This window comes from Streptomyces avicenniae (genome assembly GCF_000719135.1).
Classification (GTDB): Bacteria; Actinomycetota; Actinomycetes; order Streptomycetales; family Streptomycetaceae; genus Streptomyces; species Streptomyces avicenniae.
Window position 1 is genome coordinate 206169 of sequence record NZ_JOEK01000010.1, and the last position, 18384, is coordinate 224552.

Sequence of the window (18384 nt, forward strand, 5' to 3'; positions counted from 1 at the left end):
GGCGCCGCGCAGGCGCGCCGCCGGGAGCCAGGTCCAGTGTGCCTGCGGCACGGGGGCGGATGGTTCCGTCCGGCCGGCTGGTGCGACCCGGGCCGGGCCCGGACGCTCAGTAGACAACGGCTTTCGGACGACCCGCAGCCAGCGGGCCCCGGGTCGGACCGAAGAGCGCCGGTCCCGGTCCGCAGACATCCCCCGGCACGAGGTACGGTCGGTCATCATCGCCCCGCGCCTGCAGAGAGGCCACGACTGTGCCATCGGGCTCCGAGACGACCAGGGCCGACGCCCCGGCCGACGGCGCCGGTCCGCCCGCCGCGCGCCGTCCCGGCCGCGTCCGCAGGCGTGCCGCGTCCGCCCGCAGGAACTGGCGCGTCCTCGTGGCCGCGGCGGTCGCCGGTCTCGCCCTGACGGCCGCCTTCCCGCCGTACGACATCTGGCCGCTGTCCCTGGTCGCGGTCGCCGCGCTGTCGGTGCTCGTCCACGGCAGGACGGGACGGCAGGGCGCGTGGCTCGGCCTCGTGTTCGCCGTGCCGTTCTTCGTGTCCCTGCTGAGCTGGCTGCGCGTCATCGGCTGGGACGCGACGGTGGGCCTGTCGGTCGCCGAGGCCGCGTTCTTCGTCCCGATGGGCGCGGGGCTGGCCCTGACCTCGCGGCTGCGGCTGTGGCCGCTGTGGACGGCCTGCCTGTGGGTCGCGCAGGAGTGGGCGCGTGACCGCGTCCCGTTCGGCGGCTTCCCGTGGGGCCGCCTCGCCTTCGCCAACACCGGCACCCCCTTCACGCCGCTCGCCGCGCTGGGCGGCGCGCCGCTGGTGACGTTCGCCGTCGCCCTGTCGGGCGCCCTCCTGGCGTGGGCGGCGCTGCGGCTGGCCGCCCGTCGGCGCGTCCCCGCGGCGGAGCGGACCCCGCGGTCCTGGCGGCCCGCCGCCCTGGCCGCGGCGCTCGCGGTCGGCGTCGGCGCCACCGGCTACGCCGTGCCCGTCCCGACCGACGCCGCCGACACCGTGTCCATAGCCGTCGTGCAGGGCAACGTGCAGCAGGCGGGCATGGACTTCCTCGGCCGCCCGATGATGATCCTGAACAACCACGTCGAGGCCACCCTCCAGCTCGCCGACGACATCGACGCGGGCCGCGCCGAGCGCCCCGACCTCGTCCTGTGGCCGGAGAACTCCTCGGACCTCGACCCCTACCGCGACGCGGAGGCCGCCGCCGCCATCGAGCGCGCCGTGCAGGCCGTCGGCGTCCCCATCCTGGTCGGCGCGCTGGTGGACCACCCGACGAAGGACGGCTACGTCGAGAACCAGGGCATCGTCTGGGACCCGGAGACGGGCCCCGGCGCCTCGTACACGAAGCAGCACCCCGTGCCGTTCGGCGAGTACGTGCCCTTCCGCGAGCAGCTCAGCGCGGTGATCACGCGGCTGGAGCGCGTGCCGCGCGACTTCTACCCCGGCGACCACACGGGCGTCCTCGACGTCGGCCCGGCCCGCATGGGCGACGTGATCTGCTTCGAGGTCGCCTACGACGGCATCGTCCGTGACACCGTCAACGCCGGTGCCCGCGCGCTCGTCGTCCAGACCAACAACGCGACCTACGGCCGCACCGGGCAGCCCGAGCAGCAGCTCGCCATGTCCCGCCTGCGGGCCGTCGAGCACGGCCGCGCCGTCGTCACGGCCGCCACCAGCGGCATCAGCGCGATCGTCGCGCCCGACGGGACGGTCGAGCAGCAGACCGAGGAGTTCACGCAGGACGTGCTGACCGCGGACCTGCCGCTGCGCGACGGCCGCACGGTCGCCGACCGCGTCGGCGCCGTCCCGGAGTGGGTGCTCGCCGCCGCCGGGCTCGCCGCCTGGGCGCTGGTGCTGGTCCGCACGCGCCGCACGGCACGCGCCGCCCGCCCGGCCGCCCCCGACGACGACGCGCCCCGTGACGACACACGGGGCGGCGACGCCCCCCGGGCCGCCGGTGTCGCCGGTGAGTGACGCCGTGGGCCGCGTGCTGGTGATCGTCCCCACCTACAACGAGGCCGACAACCTCCCGCCGCTCCTCGCCAGGCTCCGCGCGGCCTGCCCCGCCGTGGACGTCCTGGTCGCGGACGACGACAGCCCGGACGGCACCGGCAAGCTGGCCGACGAGATCGCCGACGCCGACCCGCACGTCCACGTGCTGCACCGCGCGGGCAAGGAAGGGCTCGGCGCCGCCTACCTGGCGGGCTTCGCCTGGGGCCTCGCGGCCGGGTACGACGTCCTGGTCGAGATGGACGGCGACGCCTCGCACCAGCCCGAGGAGCTGCCCCGGCTGCTCACCGCGCTGGCGGGCGGCGCCGACGTCGCGCTCGGCTCCCGCTGGGTGCCCGGCGGGCGGATCGTGCACTGGCCCCGGTACCGCGAGCTGCTGTCCCGGGGCGGCAGCGCGTACGCCAGGGCGCTGCTCGGCGTGCCGGTCAGGGACGTGACGGGCGGCTTCCGCGCGTTCAGGCGGCACGTCCTGGAGGGCGGGCTGCTCGACGGCGTCGCGTCCCAGGGGTACTGCTTCCAGGTCGATCTCGTCCACCGCGCCGTCCTGGCCGGGCACCGGGTCGCCGAGGTGCCCATCACCTTCGTCGAGCGGACGGCGGGCGACAGCAAGATGAGCCGCGACATCGTCGTCGAGGCGCTGTGGCGGGTCACCCTGTGGGGCGTCGCCGCCCGGCTCAGACGGCCCGCCGCACGCCGCGCCGCGGCCCAGGGCAGACTGGAACCATGACGACCGGCTCCCCGAACCCTTACCGTGGCGGTGGCCGCACGCCGCCACCGTCCCCGTCACCGCGCCGCCGCCGCTCGCGTCCGCTGCTGCCGCTCGCCGTCGCCGTCTGGGCCGTGCTGGAGATCTGGCTGCTGATCCTGGTCGGGCGCGTGGCGGGCGGGTTCACCGTCTTCCTGCTGCTGGCCGCCGGTGTCGTCGTCGGCGCCGTCGTGATCAAGCAGGCCGGGCGCCGGGCCTGGGCCCGGCTCACGGAGAGCCTGCGCGCCCCGGGACAGGACGTGCCCCCCGCCCCCACGACGCGCGGCGGCAACGGCCTGACGATGCTCGGCGGCCTGCTGCTGATGATCCCCGGGCTGCTCTCGGACGTGGTCGGGCTCCTGTGCATCGTCCCGCCCACGGCCTCGCTGCTGCGCCGGTGGGGGCGGCGGTACCTGACACGGCGCGGCGGGCAGCTCGGGGCCGCGTTCCAGGACGCGCGGGGCGTCCGCGACCAGATGCGCATCCGGCGTCCCGACGGCAAGGTCGTCCAGGGCGAGGTCGTCCAGGAGGACACACCCGAGGGTCGCGAGAAGCGGGACGGCCAGGACGACGGTCCCGGGCGCTGAGCGGCTCCGGGAAACACGGGAACACGGGAAAGGGGCCGGGCACCACCGAAGTGGTGCCCGGCCCCTTCCGTACGACCGGAGCGTCCGCCCAGGTCAGGCCGTCTTGCGGCTGTCGCGCGGATGCACCGCGATGTTCATCGCCCCGGAACGCAGGACGGCGAGCCGCTCGGCGAGCACCTCCTCCAGCTCCTCGCGGGTCCGGCGCTCCATGAGCATGTCCCAGTGCGTACGCGCGGGCTTGCCCTTCTTCTCCTCCGGCCCCTCGCCGTCCACCAGCAGGGCCTGGGAGCCGCAGACCTTGCACTCCCACTCCGGCGGGATCTCTGCCTCCACCGAGAACGGCATCTCGAACCGATGTCCGTTCCCGCATGCGTACTCCACCGCCTGACGCGGCGCCAGGTCGATGCCGCGGTCCGTCTCGTAGCTGGTCACCACGAGCCGCGTGCCGCGCAGAGCTCGCTCACTCATGAATCGTGCCTCCCGGGCTGGTCGCCCACAGGACATGTGTCGCTGTCGTCATCAATCAGGTCAACGTCCGGTCGGCGGTGAAGATTCCCGAGCTGGGTGCCGCGTCGCCCGTCGCGCCGCCTCTTCTTCTACCCACCGGCGTCCGGTTTGTCACGTCTGGCGGGGGATGTCACCCGACGTCCGTACAGGATGGCTCGGGGTAACGGTCCGTCCGGCGGGACCGAAGGCGTAGGATACCCGCCCCGCGCCGCTCCTCGAAATCCATTCGGGGCACCTTTCCCGTTTCCGTCCCCTGCCCACCCGGTCGCCCCGCGCCGGGGACGGCGAACAGCCGCAGGAAGTACTGGCTCAGCGGTCCGATGGCGAGGGCGTACACGACCGTACCGGCCCCCACCGTGCCCCCCAGCAACACCCCCGCCACCAGCACGGTCATCTCCATGGCCGTGCGGATCAGGCGCAGCGAGCGCCCGGTGCGCCGGTGCAGCGCGGTCATCAGGCCGTCCCGGGGGCCGGGTCCGAAGCGCGCCGTGATGTAGAGGCCGGTCGCCACGCCGTTGAGCACCACGGCGGCGACCAGCAGCGTGATCTGCGCGACCGCGCCGGACGCGTGCGGCATGTGGGGGAGGGTGAGGTCCATCACCGTGCCGACCAGCAGCACGTTGGACACCGTCCCGAGGCCCGGACGCTCGCGCAGCGGGATCCATGCGAGGAGCACGACGAGGCCCGTGACGTTGGTCACCATGCCCATCGGCACGTCGATCCGCTCCGACACGCCCTGGTGGAACACGTCCCACGGGTCGAGCCCCAGCCCGGCCCGCACCATCATCGCCATGGTCACGCCGTACAGGAGCAGCCCGCAGTAGAGCTGGGTCAGGCGGCGTGGCAGCCGGTTCATCAGGCGGTCTCCTCTGGCGACAGTGGCCTGGTCCGTGTCAGCCTGTGGCCATGGGAACGACGCGGCACAGGGCCAATCCGGAAGAGGTGGATCGGAACCATGCGTGAGTGGACCTCCACGGTCGGGGCCGGCCAGCTCGCCCGGTTGCTCGGCCCCCAGGGGGGCGCGGCGGCCGGACGGCGCGGGCCCGCGTACCGGGCGCTCGCCGACGGCATCAGGACGCTGGTCCTCGAAGGCCGCCTGCCCGTCGCCGCGCGGCTCCCGGCGGAACGCGAGCTGGCCGCCGCCCTGGCCGTGAGCCGTACGACGGTCGCCACCGCGTTCGAGAGCCTGCGGGCCGACGGGTTCCTGCGCTCCCGGCGTGGCTCGGGCAGCTGGACCGCCGTACCGGCCGGGCGCGCCCTGCCCGCCCGTGGCCTCGAACCGCTGCCGCCCGAGGCGGGCGGGACGACCATCGACCTCGGCTGCGCCCAGCTCGCCGCGCCGGAGCCCTGGCTCACCCGCGCCTTCCAGGCGGCGCTGGTCGCGCTGCCCCAGGCGGCCCGTACCCACGGCGACTTCCCCGCGGGGCTGCCCGCCCTGCGCGCCGCCCTGGCCGACCGCTACACCGAGCGCGGTGTGCCGACGATGCCCGAGCAGATCATGATCACCACGGGGGCGATGGGGGCGGTCGGCGCCATCTGCCGCATGTTCGTCCCAGGAGGCGAGCGGGTCGCCGTGGAGCAGCCGTCGTACGCCAACGTGCTCCAGCTCTTCCGCGAGGCGGGCGCCCGGCTCGTGCCCGTGCCGATGGGGGAGGGGCTGTCGGGCTGGGACCTGTCCGCCTGGCGTCATGTCCTGGGCGAGGCGTCGCCCCGGCTGGCGTACGTCATCGCGGACTTCCACAACCCGACGGGCGCGCTCGCCGACGACGAGCGGCGGCGTGGCATGGTCGCCGCCGCGCGCGCGTCCGGCACCGTCCTGATCGCCGACGAGACGATGACCGACCTGGCCCTCGACGCCGCCCCCGGCGGGCGGCCGAGGCCGGTGGCGGCGTTCGACCACGGCGGGTCCACGGTGATCACGGTCGGATCGGCGAGCAAGTCGTTCTGGGCCGGGCTGCGGATCGGCTGGGTGCGGGCGGCGCCCGAGGTGATCCGCAGGCTGGTCGCGGCGCGCGCGTACGCCGACCTGGGCAGTCCCGTGATGGAGCAGTTGGCGGTCGCCTGGCTGCTGACCGAGGGCGGCTGGTCGGCGGCGCTGGAGGAGCGGCGGGCGGAGCTGCGCGGGCACCGCGCGGACGTCGTGGCGGCGCTGCGGGAGCGGCTGCCCGAGTGGGAGTTCGCCGTCCCGTCGGGCGGGATGACGCTGTGGGTGCGCACCGGCGGGCTGTCGGGGTCGCGTGTCGCTGAGGTGGGCGAACGGCTCGGGGTGCGGGTGGCGTCGGGGCCGCGCTTCGGGGTGGAGGGCGCCTTCGAGGGCTATGTGCGGGTGCCGTTCATCGTGGGCGGCCCGGTCGCGGAGGAGGCGGCGGCGCGGCTCGCGGCGGCGGCCGGGCTGGTCGCCGGGGGAGCGGTCGGCGCGGGCCTGGCCACTCCGGCGGGCTACATCTCCTGACGGCACGGGCGGGGGCGCCGGTGCCCGTTCAGGCGCCGGGCCGTCCGGTGTACTGGCGGCACGTGCCGGTGAACACGGTGGCCAGCTCGGCGTCGATGACCGCCGCCGTCAGCTCGGCCGCCGGTGTCCCCTCCACCCCGCCGGGATCGCGGTAGACCTGGAGCGCCAGCCCTTCGGCCACGGCGAGGAGGCGGACGGCGGCGGGCCAGGGGTCCAGGTCGGGGGCGACCTCGCCGCACTCCTTGCCGTTGTGGACGCCCCGCGCGAGGTCCGCGCGGATCAGCCGCGCCGTCTCGACGTCCACCTCGGCGAGGGCGGGGGCGTCCAGGGCCCGCCCGGCGAACGCGCGCGTGACCCGGAACTCGGCGCGGCGCGTCCCGTCGAGGGGGACGAACTCCGCCAGTACCTCGGACAGCACGCGGGCGAGGGGTCGCCGGTGGTCGGTCCCGGCCCTGACCCGTTCGTCGGCCCTGGCCCGGATGCGTGCGCCGACCGTCCGGAAGGCGTGCAGCAGCATCTCGTCCTTGCTGCGGAAGTAGTGCTGCACCAGCCCGACCGACATCCCGGCGGTCGCGGCCGTACGGGCGACGGTGACGGCGTCGAGCCCGTGGTCGGCGACGAGCGCGCAGACGGCTTCGGCGATCTGGCGGCGGCGTTCGTCGTGGTCGGCGGTTCTCGGCACTTGATAACCGTACCAGTGTACGGTAAAAACCGTACCGTCATACGGTTATCCGCTCCGCCGCCGCTCCGACCTGCGAGGATTCCCATGCCCATCCGTCCACGGCGCGCCGCCCTGCGCGCGGTGCTCCTACCGCTGTGCCTGCTCCTGGGCACGGCGACGACCCCGGCCGCCTCCGCCGCGCCCACCCCCACCGCCGCCCCTTCCGACGACTACGCCGCGATCGACGCGTACGTCCGCGACCGGATGGAGGCCACCGGGACCCCCGGGCTGTCCTATGCCGTGGTCGGCCCTGAAGGCCCCCTCCACCGGCGCTCCTGGGGGACCGACGGCCGCGGGCGGCCCGTCACGGCCAGGACGCCGTTCCTCTGGGGCTCCGTCGCCAAGCCGGTCGCCGCGACGGCGGTGACGGCCCTCGTCCAGGACGGGCGGCTCGGCCTGGACGACCGGGTCACCGACCACCTGCCGCGCTTCCGCTTCGGCGGGGCCGGGCACGCGTCCCGCGTCACGGTCGGCGACCTGCTGCGGCACACGTCCGGCATCCCCGCGTCGGCGACGTCCCTGGTCACCGACTGCTACGCCGCGGACTGCCCCGCCCCCGCCGGGCGCCTCGGCGCCCTGGACGGCGCGGAACCGCTCGGACCGCCGGGCGGCGTGTACGCCTACACCAGCGCCAACTACCTCGTGCTCGCCGCCGTCGTGGAGGCCGTCACCGGGCGGTCCTTCGCCGACCACCTGGAGGAGTCCGTGCTCGGGCCCGCCGGCATGGACTCGGCCTTCGCCGACCGGGCGTCGGCCGCGCGGCGGGGGCTGACCCCCGGGCACCAACTCCTGTGGGGCAGACCGGCCGCGATCGCCGACGGCGTGGACGACCACGGCGCGGCCTACGGCTACCTCGGCGGCGACCTGGACGACCTGGCCGCCTTCGCCGCCTTCCAGCTCCGCACGGGAACGACCGCCGACGGCGAGCCCGTGCTCACCCCCGCTACGGTGCGGCTGATGCGCGAGGAGACGGTGCTGCGACCCGGCGGCGCCGGGACCGGCTACGGGGCCGGCTGGCGCGTCGGCGGCCTGGACGCGCCGCTCGACAGGGCGGTCTGGCACACCGGGGCCACGCCCGGTCACTCGGCGATGCTGTTCCTGCTCCCGGAGCGCGGCACCGCCCTCGTCCTCCAGCAGAACCTGTACGGGCTCCTCCAGGACGAGGAGATCATGGCCGTCGGCTTCGGCGCCGCCCGGATGCTCGCGGGCGGGACGGCGCCCACGGACGGCGCGTCCGTGTCCCCCTACGACCTGGCGATCTGGGGCACCACCGCCCTTGCGCTCGCGATGGTCGTGGCCGCCTGCCGCTCGGCGCTGCTCCTGCGGCGACGGGTGGTGCCCTCGTCCGTGCTGCGCAGGACCACCTCGACCGTGCTGTGGTTCCTGGCGGGCGCGGCACCTTGCGCGGGCCTTCTCGTGGTCATCGACCGGGTCGGCCTGGGGCAGATGACGACGTGGCTGCCTGACGTCACCGTCGCCGCGGGCGTCGCGGCGGTCGCCGGGGCGGTGACGGCCGTGCTCCGGCTCGTCCTCGTGACCCGGGCTCCCCGTGCCCGGGCCGACGTCACGGGCGCCGCCCCGGAGCGGGAACTGTCGGAGCCGCGCGCGCTCCGGCTTCCGGGCTGAGCGCGCGCCGCCGCACGCCTCACTCCTTCGCGTCGGCGTAGCACTCCACGACCGCCGTGGTGCACGGGAAGCGCACGGGCGTCGCCCCGAACGCGACGCGGCCCGCCTCGTCCGCCGCCGCCGCGATCGCCGCGGCGACCGTGGCGGCCTCCTCCTCCGGGCAGTGCACGACCACCTCGTCGTGCTGGAAGAACACCAGCTCGGCCCGCATGTCCCGCAACGCACCGCGCAGGGCGGCCAGCATGAGCAGGGCCCATTCGGCCGCGCTGCCCTGGACGACGAAGTTACGGGTGAAGCGCCCCCGCGCGCGGGCGGCGGGGGTGCTTCCGGCGCGGGGCGGGTCGGCCGCGCCGCCGTCCGGCACCTCGTCGGCGTCGCCCTCCTGATCGTCGGCCACGGCGGACGGGGAGGTGCGCCCGAGCCAGGTGCGGACCAGGCCGCCCTGCTCACCGGTCCGCGCCGCGTCGTCCACGTAGGCGACGGCCCGGGGGAAGCGGCGGCGCAGGTCGGCGAGTTGCGCGAGGCCGTCGCCCGACGTCTGGCCGTAGATCGCCCCGAGCAGCGCCAGCTTGGCCGCCGCGCGGTCGCCGGAGAAGCCGCGCCTGGCCAGCGCCGTGTAGAGGTCGCCGCTGTCCCCCGCGGCGGCCATGAGCCCCGGGTCGCGGGAGATCGCGGCGAGGACGCGGGGCTCGAGCTGGTCCGCGTCGGCGACCACCAGCCGCCATCCCGGGTCGGCGATCACCGCGCGGCGCATGACGCGGGGGATCTGGAGGGCGCCGCCGCCGTTGGTCGTCCACCGCCCGGACGGCGCGCCGCCGGGGAGGTACTCGGAGCGGAAGCGCCCGTCCCGTACCCAGGAGCGCAGCCAGGCCCAGCCGTGCGCGGTGTGGATGCGGTAGAGCTTCTTGTACCGCAGCAGCGGTTCCACGGCGGGGTGGTCGATCGCCTGGAGCTCCCAGGCCCTGGTCGAACGCAGCTTGACGCCCGCGCGGGCGAACGCCCGCAGGACGTCGGCCGGTTGGTCGGGGCGTACGTGCACGCCTGGGCCGAACGCGGCCGAGACCTGCTCGGCCAGTTCGCCCAGCCGCCGGGGCGGGGCGCCGGGGAAGCGCTCGCCGAGCAGCTCGTCCAGCAGGCGCCGGTGGACGTCGGCCCGCCACGGCAGACCGGCGCGGCCCATCTCGGCGGCCACCAGGGTCCCGGCCGACTCGGCGGCCAGCAGCAGCCGCATGCGCCCGGCTCCGGCGAGGGCCGCGGTGCGGACGAGCTGGCCCGCGTACACGTCGAGCAGCGCGGTGAGCGGGTCGGCGTCGCCGGGGAGCGGTGCGGGGGCGGCCTCGAACAGGGACGGCTGGCCGGTGTCGGGGGCGCCGGAGGGGAGGTCGGCGGGGACGGGCAGGCCGTGCAGCCTGGCGTAGGCGGCGCCCAGGGAGCGGGGGAGCCGGTGTGCGCCTTCGTGTCCGAGGAGGATCGCCTCGGCGGCCTCCACGTCGTAGCACCGCTCCACGCGCCCGCCGTCGTCCAGCACGCGTGGGTGGACGGCCGCCGTGGACCGCCACACCCACCGGGCGGCGTGGGGGTGTGCGCGGACGGCCGCGCCGGGGCCCGGTTCCGTGGTGACGGGACCGGCGGGGCGGCCGTCCGCGTCGAGCGGGCAGACGCGGACCGAGCCGTCGGCGTACTCGGCCATCGCCCACCTGACCGCTTCCGGGCCTGCTTCGCTCATGTGTGCGAGTGTCGCATCGGGCACTGACACCGGCGTCGGACGGTGGGGTGTCGAAGGTGACCTCGCCGTACTTCCCGTGGAGCAGACACGAAGCCTCCGTCCGTAGGACGCCGCGGAGGGCTTTCCCCGGAATGCTGGATGTCGGACGGCCCGGTGGGACGGGCGGTCCGGGAGAAGGACCGGGCGTGCGGCGAGGCCGCGCCCCGTACCCCGCACGGGCAGGAGGCCACGTCATGACCGTACTCGCGCACACCTTCACCGGCGAAGGGCCGGGACCATGGGTCCTGCTGTTCCCGCTCGTCTGGGCCACCGTCGTCGTCGGCGCCGTCCTGCTGCTGCGGCGCGTCGCGCGGCGCGGCGGCCCCGGTTTCCGCCGCCTCGGCGGGGAGACGCCGCTCGACCTGTTGGGCCGCCGCTACGCGACCGGGGAGATAGGCGCGGAGGAGTTCCGCGAGCGCCGCGCCGTGCTCGCGGAGACCCCGGGCCGCTGACGGGTCACGCGTGGGCGGACCAGGGCAGTCCCAGGGTCCGTGCCTCCGGGGGGCCGTCGGGGACCGGCACGGGCACGGTCAGCCAGAGCGTGCGGCCCGACTCGTCCTGGTGCGCGCGCACTCCGCCGCTGTCCCTGACCCACGCCACCCCGGCGACGCCCGCCGGGCCGGTGCCCGCCGTCCCGCAGACGTCCGGGGCGTGGTCGCAGACCGACAGCGCGAGCCGGTCCCACAGCAGGACCAGTTGCACGCGGCAGCGGTACGCCCGGCCGGTCCGCCGCATGTCGGCGAGCAGCAGGGCCACGCCGTCCGCGGCGGGATCGACGACCTCGGGGAGGTGCCAGTACCTGAGCTGGGCGGAAACGATCCGCCGCGCCCGTTCCTCACGGTCCGGCGGTACATGGAAGGCGACGGCTCGGTGGTGGTCGGACTCGGCCGGCTGACGGCTCACGGGCGCCTCACCGATCTGCCGGCTCGGCCGGCTCGACGGACGGTGGAAGTGTCCGATTATGGCACTGCTTGCGCCCTTCGGGGCGGCCAGTCACACGATGGTGTGGTTCTTCCTGAAGGGACGCGTCAGCGTCCGCCGCCGTCGCCCGGCCCGGCGATGACCAGCTCCGCGAGGTGCCCGGCGATCTCCTCGCGGTCGGGGCCCGGGAGCCCCGCGTCCGTCACCAGCGTGTCCACCTCGTCCAGAGTCGCGAACGAACTCAGCCCCGTGGTACCCCACTTGGTGTGATCCGCGACGACCACGACCCGCCGCGCCGAGCGGATGAAGTGCCGGTTGGTCTCGGCCTCCGCCAGGTTGGGCGTGGACAGCCCCGCCTCCACCGAGATGCCGTGCACCCCGAGGAAGAGCACGTCGAAGTGCAGCGAAGCGATCGCCGCGTCGGCGACCGGGCCCACCAGCGCGTCCGACGGCGTCCTGACCCCGCCGGTCAGCACCACCGTCGCCGGCTGGGGCGCACCGGCCGGGGCGGGGTCGGTCCGCCTCGCGGTGTGGAACACGTCGGCGACCCGGACCGAGTTGGTGACCACCGTGAGACCCGCGACCTCCAGCAGCTCCTGCGCCACCGCGTAGGTCGTCGTACCGCCCGAGAGCGCCACCGCGCTCCCCGGGGAGGCCAGCGCGGCGGCGGACCTGGCGATCGCGCTCTTCGCCGACGGTTCGAGCGACGACTTCGCCTCGAACCCCGGCTCGTGGTTCCGCTGCTCCGCGACCGGCACGGCGCCGCCGTGCACCTTCTCCAGCGCGCCCTGCCGCGCCAGCACGTCGAGGTCGCGGCGCACCGTCATGTCCGACACCTGGAGCATCCGCGTCAGCTCGCTGACCCGGATCCCCCCGCGCCGCCGCACCTCGTCCAGAATGAGCGCGCGCCGCTGTCCGGCCAGCAGGTTCTGATGGTCGCTCACAGGGCCTCCCTCGTGTCCGGAAGGGTCATCCTCGCACGGCCCAACTTCCACCGACCGTGGACGGTTCGCCGCCGTCGGCAACGGAGAGACACAGACGTGGGACAGCACGCGACCCGGGGGAGTCATCCATGACGACCGATCACACGCCCCTGCCCGCCGCGGAACGGCGGACCGCACCACCGGAACCCGCGCTCGAACTCCTCGTCCACGGCGTCGGCGGCACGACGCCCCAGGAGATGCTGGAGTCGGCGTGGACCACCCGCGTCACCGGCGACGGCACCGCCAGCATCCACCGCCGCGCCGACGACCTGGCCGAACGGCCCTGGGACGACGACGACCCGCAGCGCGAGGCGTACTGCTGGTCGGGCCTCACCTCGGGCAACGGCGCCCGCGCCCTGTGGCTGCTGCTCCTGCCCTTCATGATCGTGAACCTCGCCCACTGGATGCGGCCCACCGCCCCGGGCGGCGCACGCCACGCCCAGGACGTCCACGCCGTCCTCGTGCGCCTCGTCGCCCTCACCCTCACCGTGCTGTTCACCGCGGGCGCCTGCGCCGTCGCGCTCGACCTCATCGCCTGGCAGTGCGCGGGCTCCGCCCCCTGCACCCGCCGCGCCTCCTGGCTCGGCCCGCTGACCGGCGACAGCTGGTGGGCCCAGCCGGGACGCCGCCTCGCCGTCGCCGCGCTCCTGCCCGTCGCGCTCACCGCCCTGCTCTGGTGGCTCTCCCACCGCACGTGGAGCAGCTACGAGTCCGCCTCGCCCCCCGTCCGCCCCCGCCCCGACGGCGGCGAACGCGCCGCCCTCAGCCTGCCGGGCTTCTGGTACGGACGGCGCTCGGTGGCCCGCCTGCGCGCCTCGCACACCGCCGCCGCCCTCCTCACCGTCACGACCGCCCTGCTGGCCGCCACCGCCCCCTTCGACCACGGCCTGCGCGGCAGCACGGCGCTCGTCGCCACGGGGCGGGTCCTGCTGGTCCTCACCGTCGTCGGCTGGGGCGTCGTCCTCGTCCAGCAGATCCTGCACGGCCGCGCCGAGCGGGAGCCCGACGAACGCCCCGACCCGCCGATGACCCGCGCCCTGCCCTGGGGCGCGGTGGCGCTGCTGGCGACCGTCCTCGTGCACACCGCCTGGAGCCGCCCGCACTGGACCAGCGGCGGCCGACTGCCCGCCGGGGGAGGGACGTTCCCCGTGCTGATGATCCTCCAGGGCGTCCTCGTCGTCGGTCTCGCGGCGACCGCCTACTGGCTGCACCGCCACACCCCCCGCCGCGAGCGCGGCGCGCTGCTCGGCCTCGGCGGACCGGCCGTCGCCATGCTCGCCTGCGGCATCGGCGGCGTGTTCACCGGCGGGGTCGCCGACCGCGTCGCCGACTGGCTCGACCCCTCGGCCGTGCCGGGCGAGGACGGCTCCACCCTCGCCGGGCCGCCCGTCGTCCTCAGCTGGGAGGCCGCCGCCGTCCCCGCCCTGCTGGCCGTGGTGCTCGCCCTGGCCGTCGCCGCCGCCGTCCGCCTCCAGCGCCTCACCGCCCGCCTCACCCCGGACGTCAGGGCCCGCTACCCCGAGGAGACCTGCGCGCCCCTGCGCGAGCGCAGCGCCCGCATCGCCGCCTCCGTCGCCCGCGCGCGGCTCACGGACTCGGCGCCCGCGCTCGTCGGCTGGGTCGCGGGCAGCTGCCTCGTGCTGGGCGTCCTGGTCGTCTGCGGCTCGCTCACCGGCGACTCGCCGTCCGAACTCGCCGCGGGGGCACCCGCCTTCGTCACCGCCGTGACCGACATCTGCCAGGTGCTCGGCTCCTGGCTCATGGGGGTGGGGGTCGTCGTCCTGCTGGCCGTGGGCCGCCGGGCCTACATGGACGGCGGGGCCAGGCGCACCGTCGGCATCCTGTGGGACGTCGGCACGTTCTGGCCCCGCGCCGCCCACCCCTTCGCGCCGCCCTGCTACGCCGAGCGCGCCGTGCCCGACCTCTCCTGGCGCATGGGCACCTACATCGACGCCACGGCCGGACGGCTCATCATCTCGGGCCACTCCCAGGGCAGCGTGCTCGCCGCCGCGGCCGTCTGGCAGCTCGACGCCGCCACCCGCAGCCGCATCGCCCTGCTCACCCACGGCTCGCCCCTGGAACGGCTCTACGGCCGCTGGTTCCCCGCCTACTTCGGGCCCGCCGCCCTGCGCTCCCTGCACGAGGACGTGCCCTGCTGGCGCAACCTGTGGCGTGCCACCGACCCCATCGGCGGCCCCGTGCTGGTGGCGGCGGGCGCCGGTTCTGCCGCCGTGGACCGCGGCCCGCTGGCCGATCCGCTGTTCTACGGCCGCAACCTGCTGCGCCCGCTGCCCGAGCCGGTCCTCGGCCACGGCGACTACGCCGCCGACCCCGCGTTCACCGACGAACGCGCGGCGCTGTTCCGCCGCCTGCTGCGCGGCCAGGCGACGACGCCCGTCGTCCTGCCGGAGCAGCAGGCCGCGCCGGGCGCGACCGGCCGGGAGGCGGACGCGGGCGGGACGTGACGCGGCGCGACGTGGCGGGACGCGTCAGCGCAGGGGCGGCAGGTCGTCCGGGTAGAGCACGGTCAGGTCCTCCGTGCTGGGGTCCGCCAGCCGCGCGACCCGCCCCGCGTGCCGCTCCACCATGGCCTCGAACGTCTGGCGCGCCGTGCGCCCGTTGCCGAACGAGGGGCCGCGGTCCAGCGTCGTGAAGTACTTCAGCAGCGCGTCGCCCGTGCCGTCGCCCAGCTCGTACTGCTGCTCACCCGCCTGCTGGCCCACGATGCTCAGCAACTCGTCGGGCGAGTAGTCCCCGAAGGTGATGGTGCGGGAGAAGCGCGAGGCCACGCCCGGGTTGACCAGCAGGAAGCGCTCCATCTCCGCCGTGTAGCCCGCGACGATCACGACGACGGCCTCCCGGTGGTCCTCCATCAGCTTCACCAGCGTGTCGATGGCCTCGCGGCCGAAGTCGCGCCCGGCGTCCTCGGGGGAGAGGGCGTACGCCTCGTCGATGAACAGCACGCCGCCCCGCGCCCGGTCGAACGCCTCCTGGGTGCGGATCGCCGTCGAGCCGATGTGCTCGCCGACCAGGTCCACGCGGGACACCTCGACCAGATGGCCGCGCTCCAGCACGCCGAGCGCGGCGAGGATCTCCCCGTACAGGCGCGCCACCGTCGTCTTGCCGGTGCCGGGGGAGCCGGTGAACACCAGGTGCCGCCGCGCCGAGGCCGCCTTGAGCCCGGCCGCGACCCGCCGCCGTCCGACCTCGATCATGTCGATGAGGGCGCGCACCTCGCGCTTGACGGTGCCGAGGCCGACCAGGGTCTCCAACTCGGCGAGGACGTCGTCGGGCGAACGCGCCTCGCCCTCCGCCGGTTCCGTGACCGCGGGCGCGGCCTGGGCGGGGGCCGTGCGCGGCGCCGTGGCGGCCTGGGTGGCCGTCGCGGGCGGGGCCGGGGGCGTCTCGGCCGCCTTGAGCCGTACGTCGGCCCCCGGCGCCGTGGACTCGTCGCTGTGGCAGTCGGTCAGGACGGGGCTGTCCTCGGTGAACACGTAGCCGCCCCGCGCGCAGCGTTCGGTGCGGCAGCGGTTCAGCTCTGTCCGGCAGCCGTCGATGACGTGGAAGCCGTACCCGCCCGAGCCGGAGATCCGGCAGCGCGTGAAGCTGCCGCGCCCGCCCGCCGAGACGTACACGCCCGCCTCGGACGGCGCGGCGACCGTGCAGTCCTCGACCGTGGGGTCGGCGTCCTTGGTGACGATGAAGCCGGTCCTGGCCTCCTCGACGGTGCAGCCCGTCACGGTGCCGCCGCTGCCCGCGTCGCGGAACCAGGCGCCGGTCCCGACCCGCCGTATACGGCAGGCGTCGAGGCGCGCGGTCGCGCCGTCGCTCACCGAGATCGCCGAGCCGCGCACGTCCTCCAGCCGGCTGTCCACCACGTCCGCGCGGGAGCCCGCGTCGAGGACGAACAGCGCGTCCGGCACGTCGTGGACGTGGCAGGACTCCAGCACGGCCGTCGCGCCGTCGCTGACCCACACCGCCGGGTAGTCGCCCGTGCTGTCGTGGATCTCGCAGTCGTGCGCGTCCGCGTGCGTCCCCGGGTCCCACACCGACATGCCGTTGCGCCCGAAGCCGCGGACGGTGGTGCGCACCAGCGTGAGGACCGAACGCGAGCGCAGGTCGAGGGCGTTCTCCGGGATGTCGGTCACCACGCTGTCGGCGAGCGTGAGCACGGCCTCGGTCTCCAGCGTGATGCCGTCGCCCGTCGTCCCGGCGACGCGGCAGTCGGTGAGATGGGCCGTGGCGCGCTCGCCCAGCCGCACGCCGGGACCCTTGACGTCCTCGATGATGCAGCGCACCGCGTCCACCGCGGAGCCGTCGCCGGTCACCGAGAGGCCCGCGACGCGCGAGCGCCGTACCCCGCAGCGCTCAAGGCGCAGATGCGCCGGGCCGCGGACCGCGATGCCCGGCTGCCCCGACTCGGTGATCTCGCACTCCTCGAACAGGCCGCCCGCGCCGTCGGAGACGCTGATGCCGGTGCCCGTCGGGTTGCTGACCGTGCACTGCCGCACGGTCGGCCGCGCCCCGCCGCGCACCTCCACGCCGGACGCGGAGGAGGTGTGGATCTGGAGGCCGCTCAGCTCCGGCATGCTGTTCTCGATCAGCACGGCGGGCGCGGTGGTGTCCTGCCCCTCGACGCGCAGCCCCTGCACGACGGCCGAGCTGCGCACGGTCAGCGGCACCCCGTCGAGCGGGGCGATACGGGCGGCGCCGTCCCGGTCGTCGGCGGGGCCGCGCAGGGTGACGGGTGCCTCGATCACGAGGTTCTCGCGGTAGGTGCCGGGCGAGAGCACCAGCACGTCGCCGTCGGCGGCCATGGCGAGGGCTTCGGTGACCGTGCTGTAGACGGCGGTCCGCCGCCGCCAGCGTCCCGTACCGGTGTGCGTCACCTGGACCGAGCCCTTAGTCATGGACGGTTGTGCCCCCACCTCGTGCGATGACCGCGCTCCACCACGCGTACTGGCCGCTCCACCGTAGCGCGCCGCGGGCCGCCGGTATGACCGGAGCGACGGCACGGCTCGTGCGCCCCGCGCATGCCTCCGCGCTCCACCTGTGCGCCTGTGCGCCCGCACACTCTAGTCCGTGACGTCGAGTGATCGTCACGTCGCTCTGTGTAGATATCCGCAGGAGCGGTATCCGGGGCTACCCCGCAATTCCCCGTGGAAATCCAGGAGTTGACCGCTCTTTCGAGTGATTGCCGCACTTCCCCGCACCCTCTAGCTTCTTCGCGGGATCTCCCCCGATTGGCCCTTGAACGAGGGCGAAAGCACCGTGGATTGGCGACACGACACATGACGACTTCAACCGGACCCGCTCCCGAAAACGCGGCGGAAACAAGCCCGTTGAGCCTTACGACGGCGGCGGCGCGGAATCTGGCGACCACCACCAAGACGCCCCCGCAGATGCAGGAGATCAGCTCCCGCTGGCTGCTCAAGGTCCTTCCCTGGACGCAGGTCTCCGGCGGGACGTTCCGCGTGAACCGCCGCCTCACGCACACGCTCGGGAACGGGCGCGTCGAATTCGTCTCGACCGGCACCGACATCCGCGTCATCCCGGCCGAGCTGGGCGAACTCCCCGCCCTCGCGGGCTACTCGGACGACGCCGTGCTGCAACGGCTCGCCGCCGCCTTCACGCAGCACGACTTCAGGCCGGGCGACGTCCTCGCGCGCGCGGGCGACCCCGCCGACCAGGTCGTCCTGGTCGCCCACGGCAAGGTGAGCAGGCGCGGCCCCGGCCGCTACGACACCGAGACGGAGCACGGCGTCCTGGCCGGGGGCGACTTCGACGGCGACCGGCTCCTCACCGACGACGACCCCGGTACGTGGCGCTACAGCCTGGTGGCGCTCACCGGCGGCACCGTCCTCACGGCGGGCGCGCAGGACCTCCGCGGGATCGCCGACGCCGCGCCCGGCCTGGCCGCCCACCTGGACGCCGCGCGCGCCACCGCCGCCACGGCGCACAACGCCGCAGGTGAGGCGGCGATCGAGGTGGCGTCGGGGCATGTGGGTGAGCCGGTGTTGCCGGGGACGTTCGTGGATTACGAGGTGTCGCCTCGTGAGTACGAGTTG

Annotated in this window: 15 protein-coding genes; 8 read left to right on the forward strand and 7 right to left on the reverse strand. The window is 75.3% G+C overall.

Features of this window, described 5'->3' with window-relative positions; genetic code table 11:
* Window positions 1-248: 248 nt before the first annotated feature.
* Genes lnt through fxsA form a run of 3 tightly spaced genes read left to right on the forward strand, consistent with a single transcriptional unit; the run spans window position 249 to window position 3341 of the window.
* Entirely contained in the window at window positions 249-1973 is a 1725-nt protein-coding gene (lnt, locus tag IF27_RS19075; protein WP_110946038.1) for an apolipoprotein N-acyltransferase, read from the forward strand.
* A complete protein-coding gene (locus IF27_RS19080; protein ID WP_223291106.1) occupies window positions 1966-2736 on the forward strand; it encodes a polyprenol monophosphomannose synthase in 771 nt (256 codons plus the stop codon). The genes lnt and IF27_RS19080 overlap by 8 nt, the downstream gene beginning before the upstream one ends.
* A complete protein-coding gene (gene fxsA, locus IF27_RS19085; RefSeq protein ID WP_052850866.1) occupies window positions 2733-3341 on the forward strand; it encodes an FxsA family membrane protein in 609 nt (202 codons plus the stop codon). The genes IF27_RS19080 and fxsA overlap by 4 nt, the downstream gene beginning before the upstream one ends.
* 93 nt (window positions 3342-3434) lie before the next feature.
* On the opposite strand, the gene IF27_RS19090 is transcribed toward fxsA, so the two are convergent.
* Window positions 3435-3809, reverse strand: a complete 375-nt coding sequence (locus IF27_RS19090) for an RNA polymerase-binding protein RbpA (protein ID WP_052850867.1) — start codon at window positions 3807-3809, stop codon at window positions 3435-3437.
* Between the two features lie 169 nt (window positions 3810-3978).
* Window positions 3979-4704 carry a membrane protein YczE gene (yczE, locus tag IF27_RS19095; RefSeq protein WP_223291107.1) on the reverse strand — a complete coding sequence of 242 codons (726 nt, stop codon included), beginning with the start codon at window positions 4702-4704 and terminating at the stop codon, window positions 3979-3981.
* 99 nt (window positions 4705-4803) lie between these two features.
* On the opposite strand from yczE, the gene yczR reads away from it, so the two are divergent.
* Window positions 4804-6300: a MocR-like transcription factor YczR gene (gene yczR, locus IF27_RS19100; protein WP_052850868.1), complete on the forward strand. Its 1497-nt coding sequence runs from the start codon at window positions 4804-4806 to the stop codon at window positions 6298-6300.
* Window positions 6301-6328: 28 nt separating this feature from the next.
* On the opposite strand, the gene IF27_RS19105 is transcribed toward yczR, so the two are convergent.
* Window positions 6329-6982, reverse strand: a complete 654-nt coding sequence (locus IF27_RS19105; RefSeq protein WP_052850869.1) for a TetR/AcrR family transcriptional regulator — start codon at window positions 6980-6982, stop codon at window positions 6329-6331.
* An 84-nt stretch (window positions 6983-7066) separates the two neighbouring features.
* On the opposite strand from IF27_RS19105, the gene IF27_RS19110 reads away from it, so the two are divergent.
* Window positions 7067-8647, forward strand: a complete 1581-nt coding sequence (locus IF27_RS19110; protein WP_110946039.1) for a serine hydrolase domain-containing protein — start codon at window positions 7067-7069, stop codon at window positions 8645-8647.
* Window positions 8648-8666: 19 nt separating this feature from the next.
* On the opposite strand, the gene IF27_RS19115 is transcribed toward IF27_RS19110, so the two are convergent.
* Entirely contained in the window at window positions 8667-10373 is a 1707-nt protein-coding gene (locus tag IF27_RS19115; RefSeq protein ID WP_052850870.1) for a bifunctional 3'-5' exonuclease/DNA polymerase, read from the reverse strand.
* A gap of 233 nt (window positions 10374-10606) precedes the next feature.
* Between IF27_RS19115 and IF27_RS19120 the strand changes: the two genes are divergently transcribed.
* Window positions 10607-10864: an SHOCT domain-containing protein gene (locus IF27_RS19120; protein ID WP_052850871.1), complete on the forward strand. Its 258-nt coding sequence runs from the start codon at window positions 10607-10609 to the stop codon at window positions 10862-10864.
* Between the two features lie 4 nt (window positions 10865-10868).
* Here the strand turns inward: IF27_RS19120 and IF27_RS19125 are convergent, their stop codons facing one another.
* On the reverse strand, window positions 10869-11315 hold the full coding sequence (locus IF27_RS19125; protein WP_052850872.1) for a hypothetical protein: 447 nt from the start codon (window positions 11313-11315) through the stop codon (window positions 10869-10871).
* A gap of 125 nt (window positions 11316-11440) precedes the next feature.
* Window positions 11441-12277, reverse strand: a complete 837-nt coding sequence (locus tag IF27_RS19130) for a DeoR/GlpR family DNA-binding transcription regulator (protein WP_052850873.1) — start codon at window positions 12275-12277, stop codon at window positions 11441-11443.
* Between the two features lie 128 nt (window positions 12278-12405).
* Here IF27_RS19130 and IF27_RS19135 point away from each other — a divergent pair, with 128 nt between their 5' ends.
* The gene (locus IF27_RS19135; RefSeq protein WP_052850874.1) at window positions 12406-14781 is read left to right on the forward strand and encodes a hypothetical protein; all 2376 of its coding nucleotides are present in this window, start codon (window positions 12406-12408) and stop codon (window positions 14779-14781) included.
* A 24-nt stretch (window positions 14782-14805) separates the two neighbouring features.
* Here IF27_RS19135 and IF27_RS19140 read toward each other — a convergent pair whose 3' ends face one another.
* On the reverse strand, window positions 14806-17226 hold the full coding sequence (locus tag IF27_RS19140; protein WP_052850875.1) for a right-handed parallel beta-helix repeat-containing protein: 2421 nt from the start codon (window positions 17224-17226) through the stop codon (window positions 14806-14808).
* Window positions 17227-17658: 432 nt separating this feature from the next.
* On the opposite strand from IF27_RS19140, the gene IF27_RS19145 reads away from it, so the two are divergent.
* Window positions 17659-18384, forward strand: a 726-nt coding sequence (locus tag IF27_RS19145) for a cyclic nucleotide-binding domain-containing protein (RefSeq protein WP_338058214.1), incomplete at its 3' end; no start/stop codon positions are given.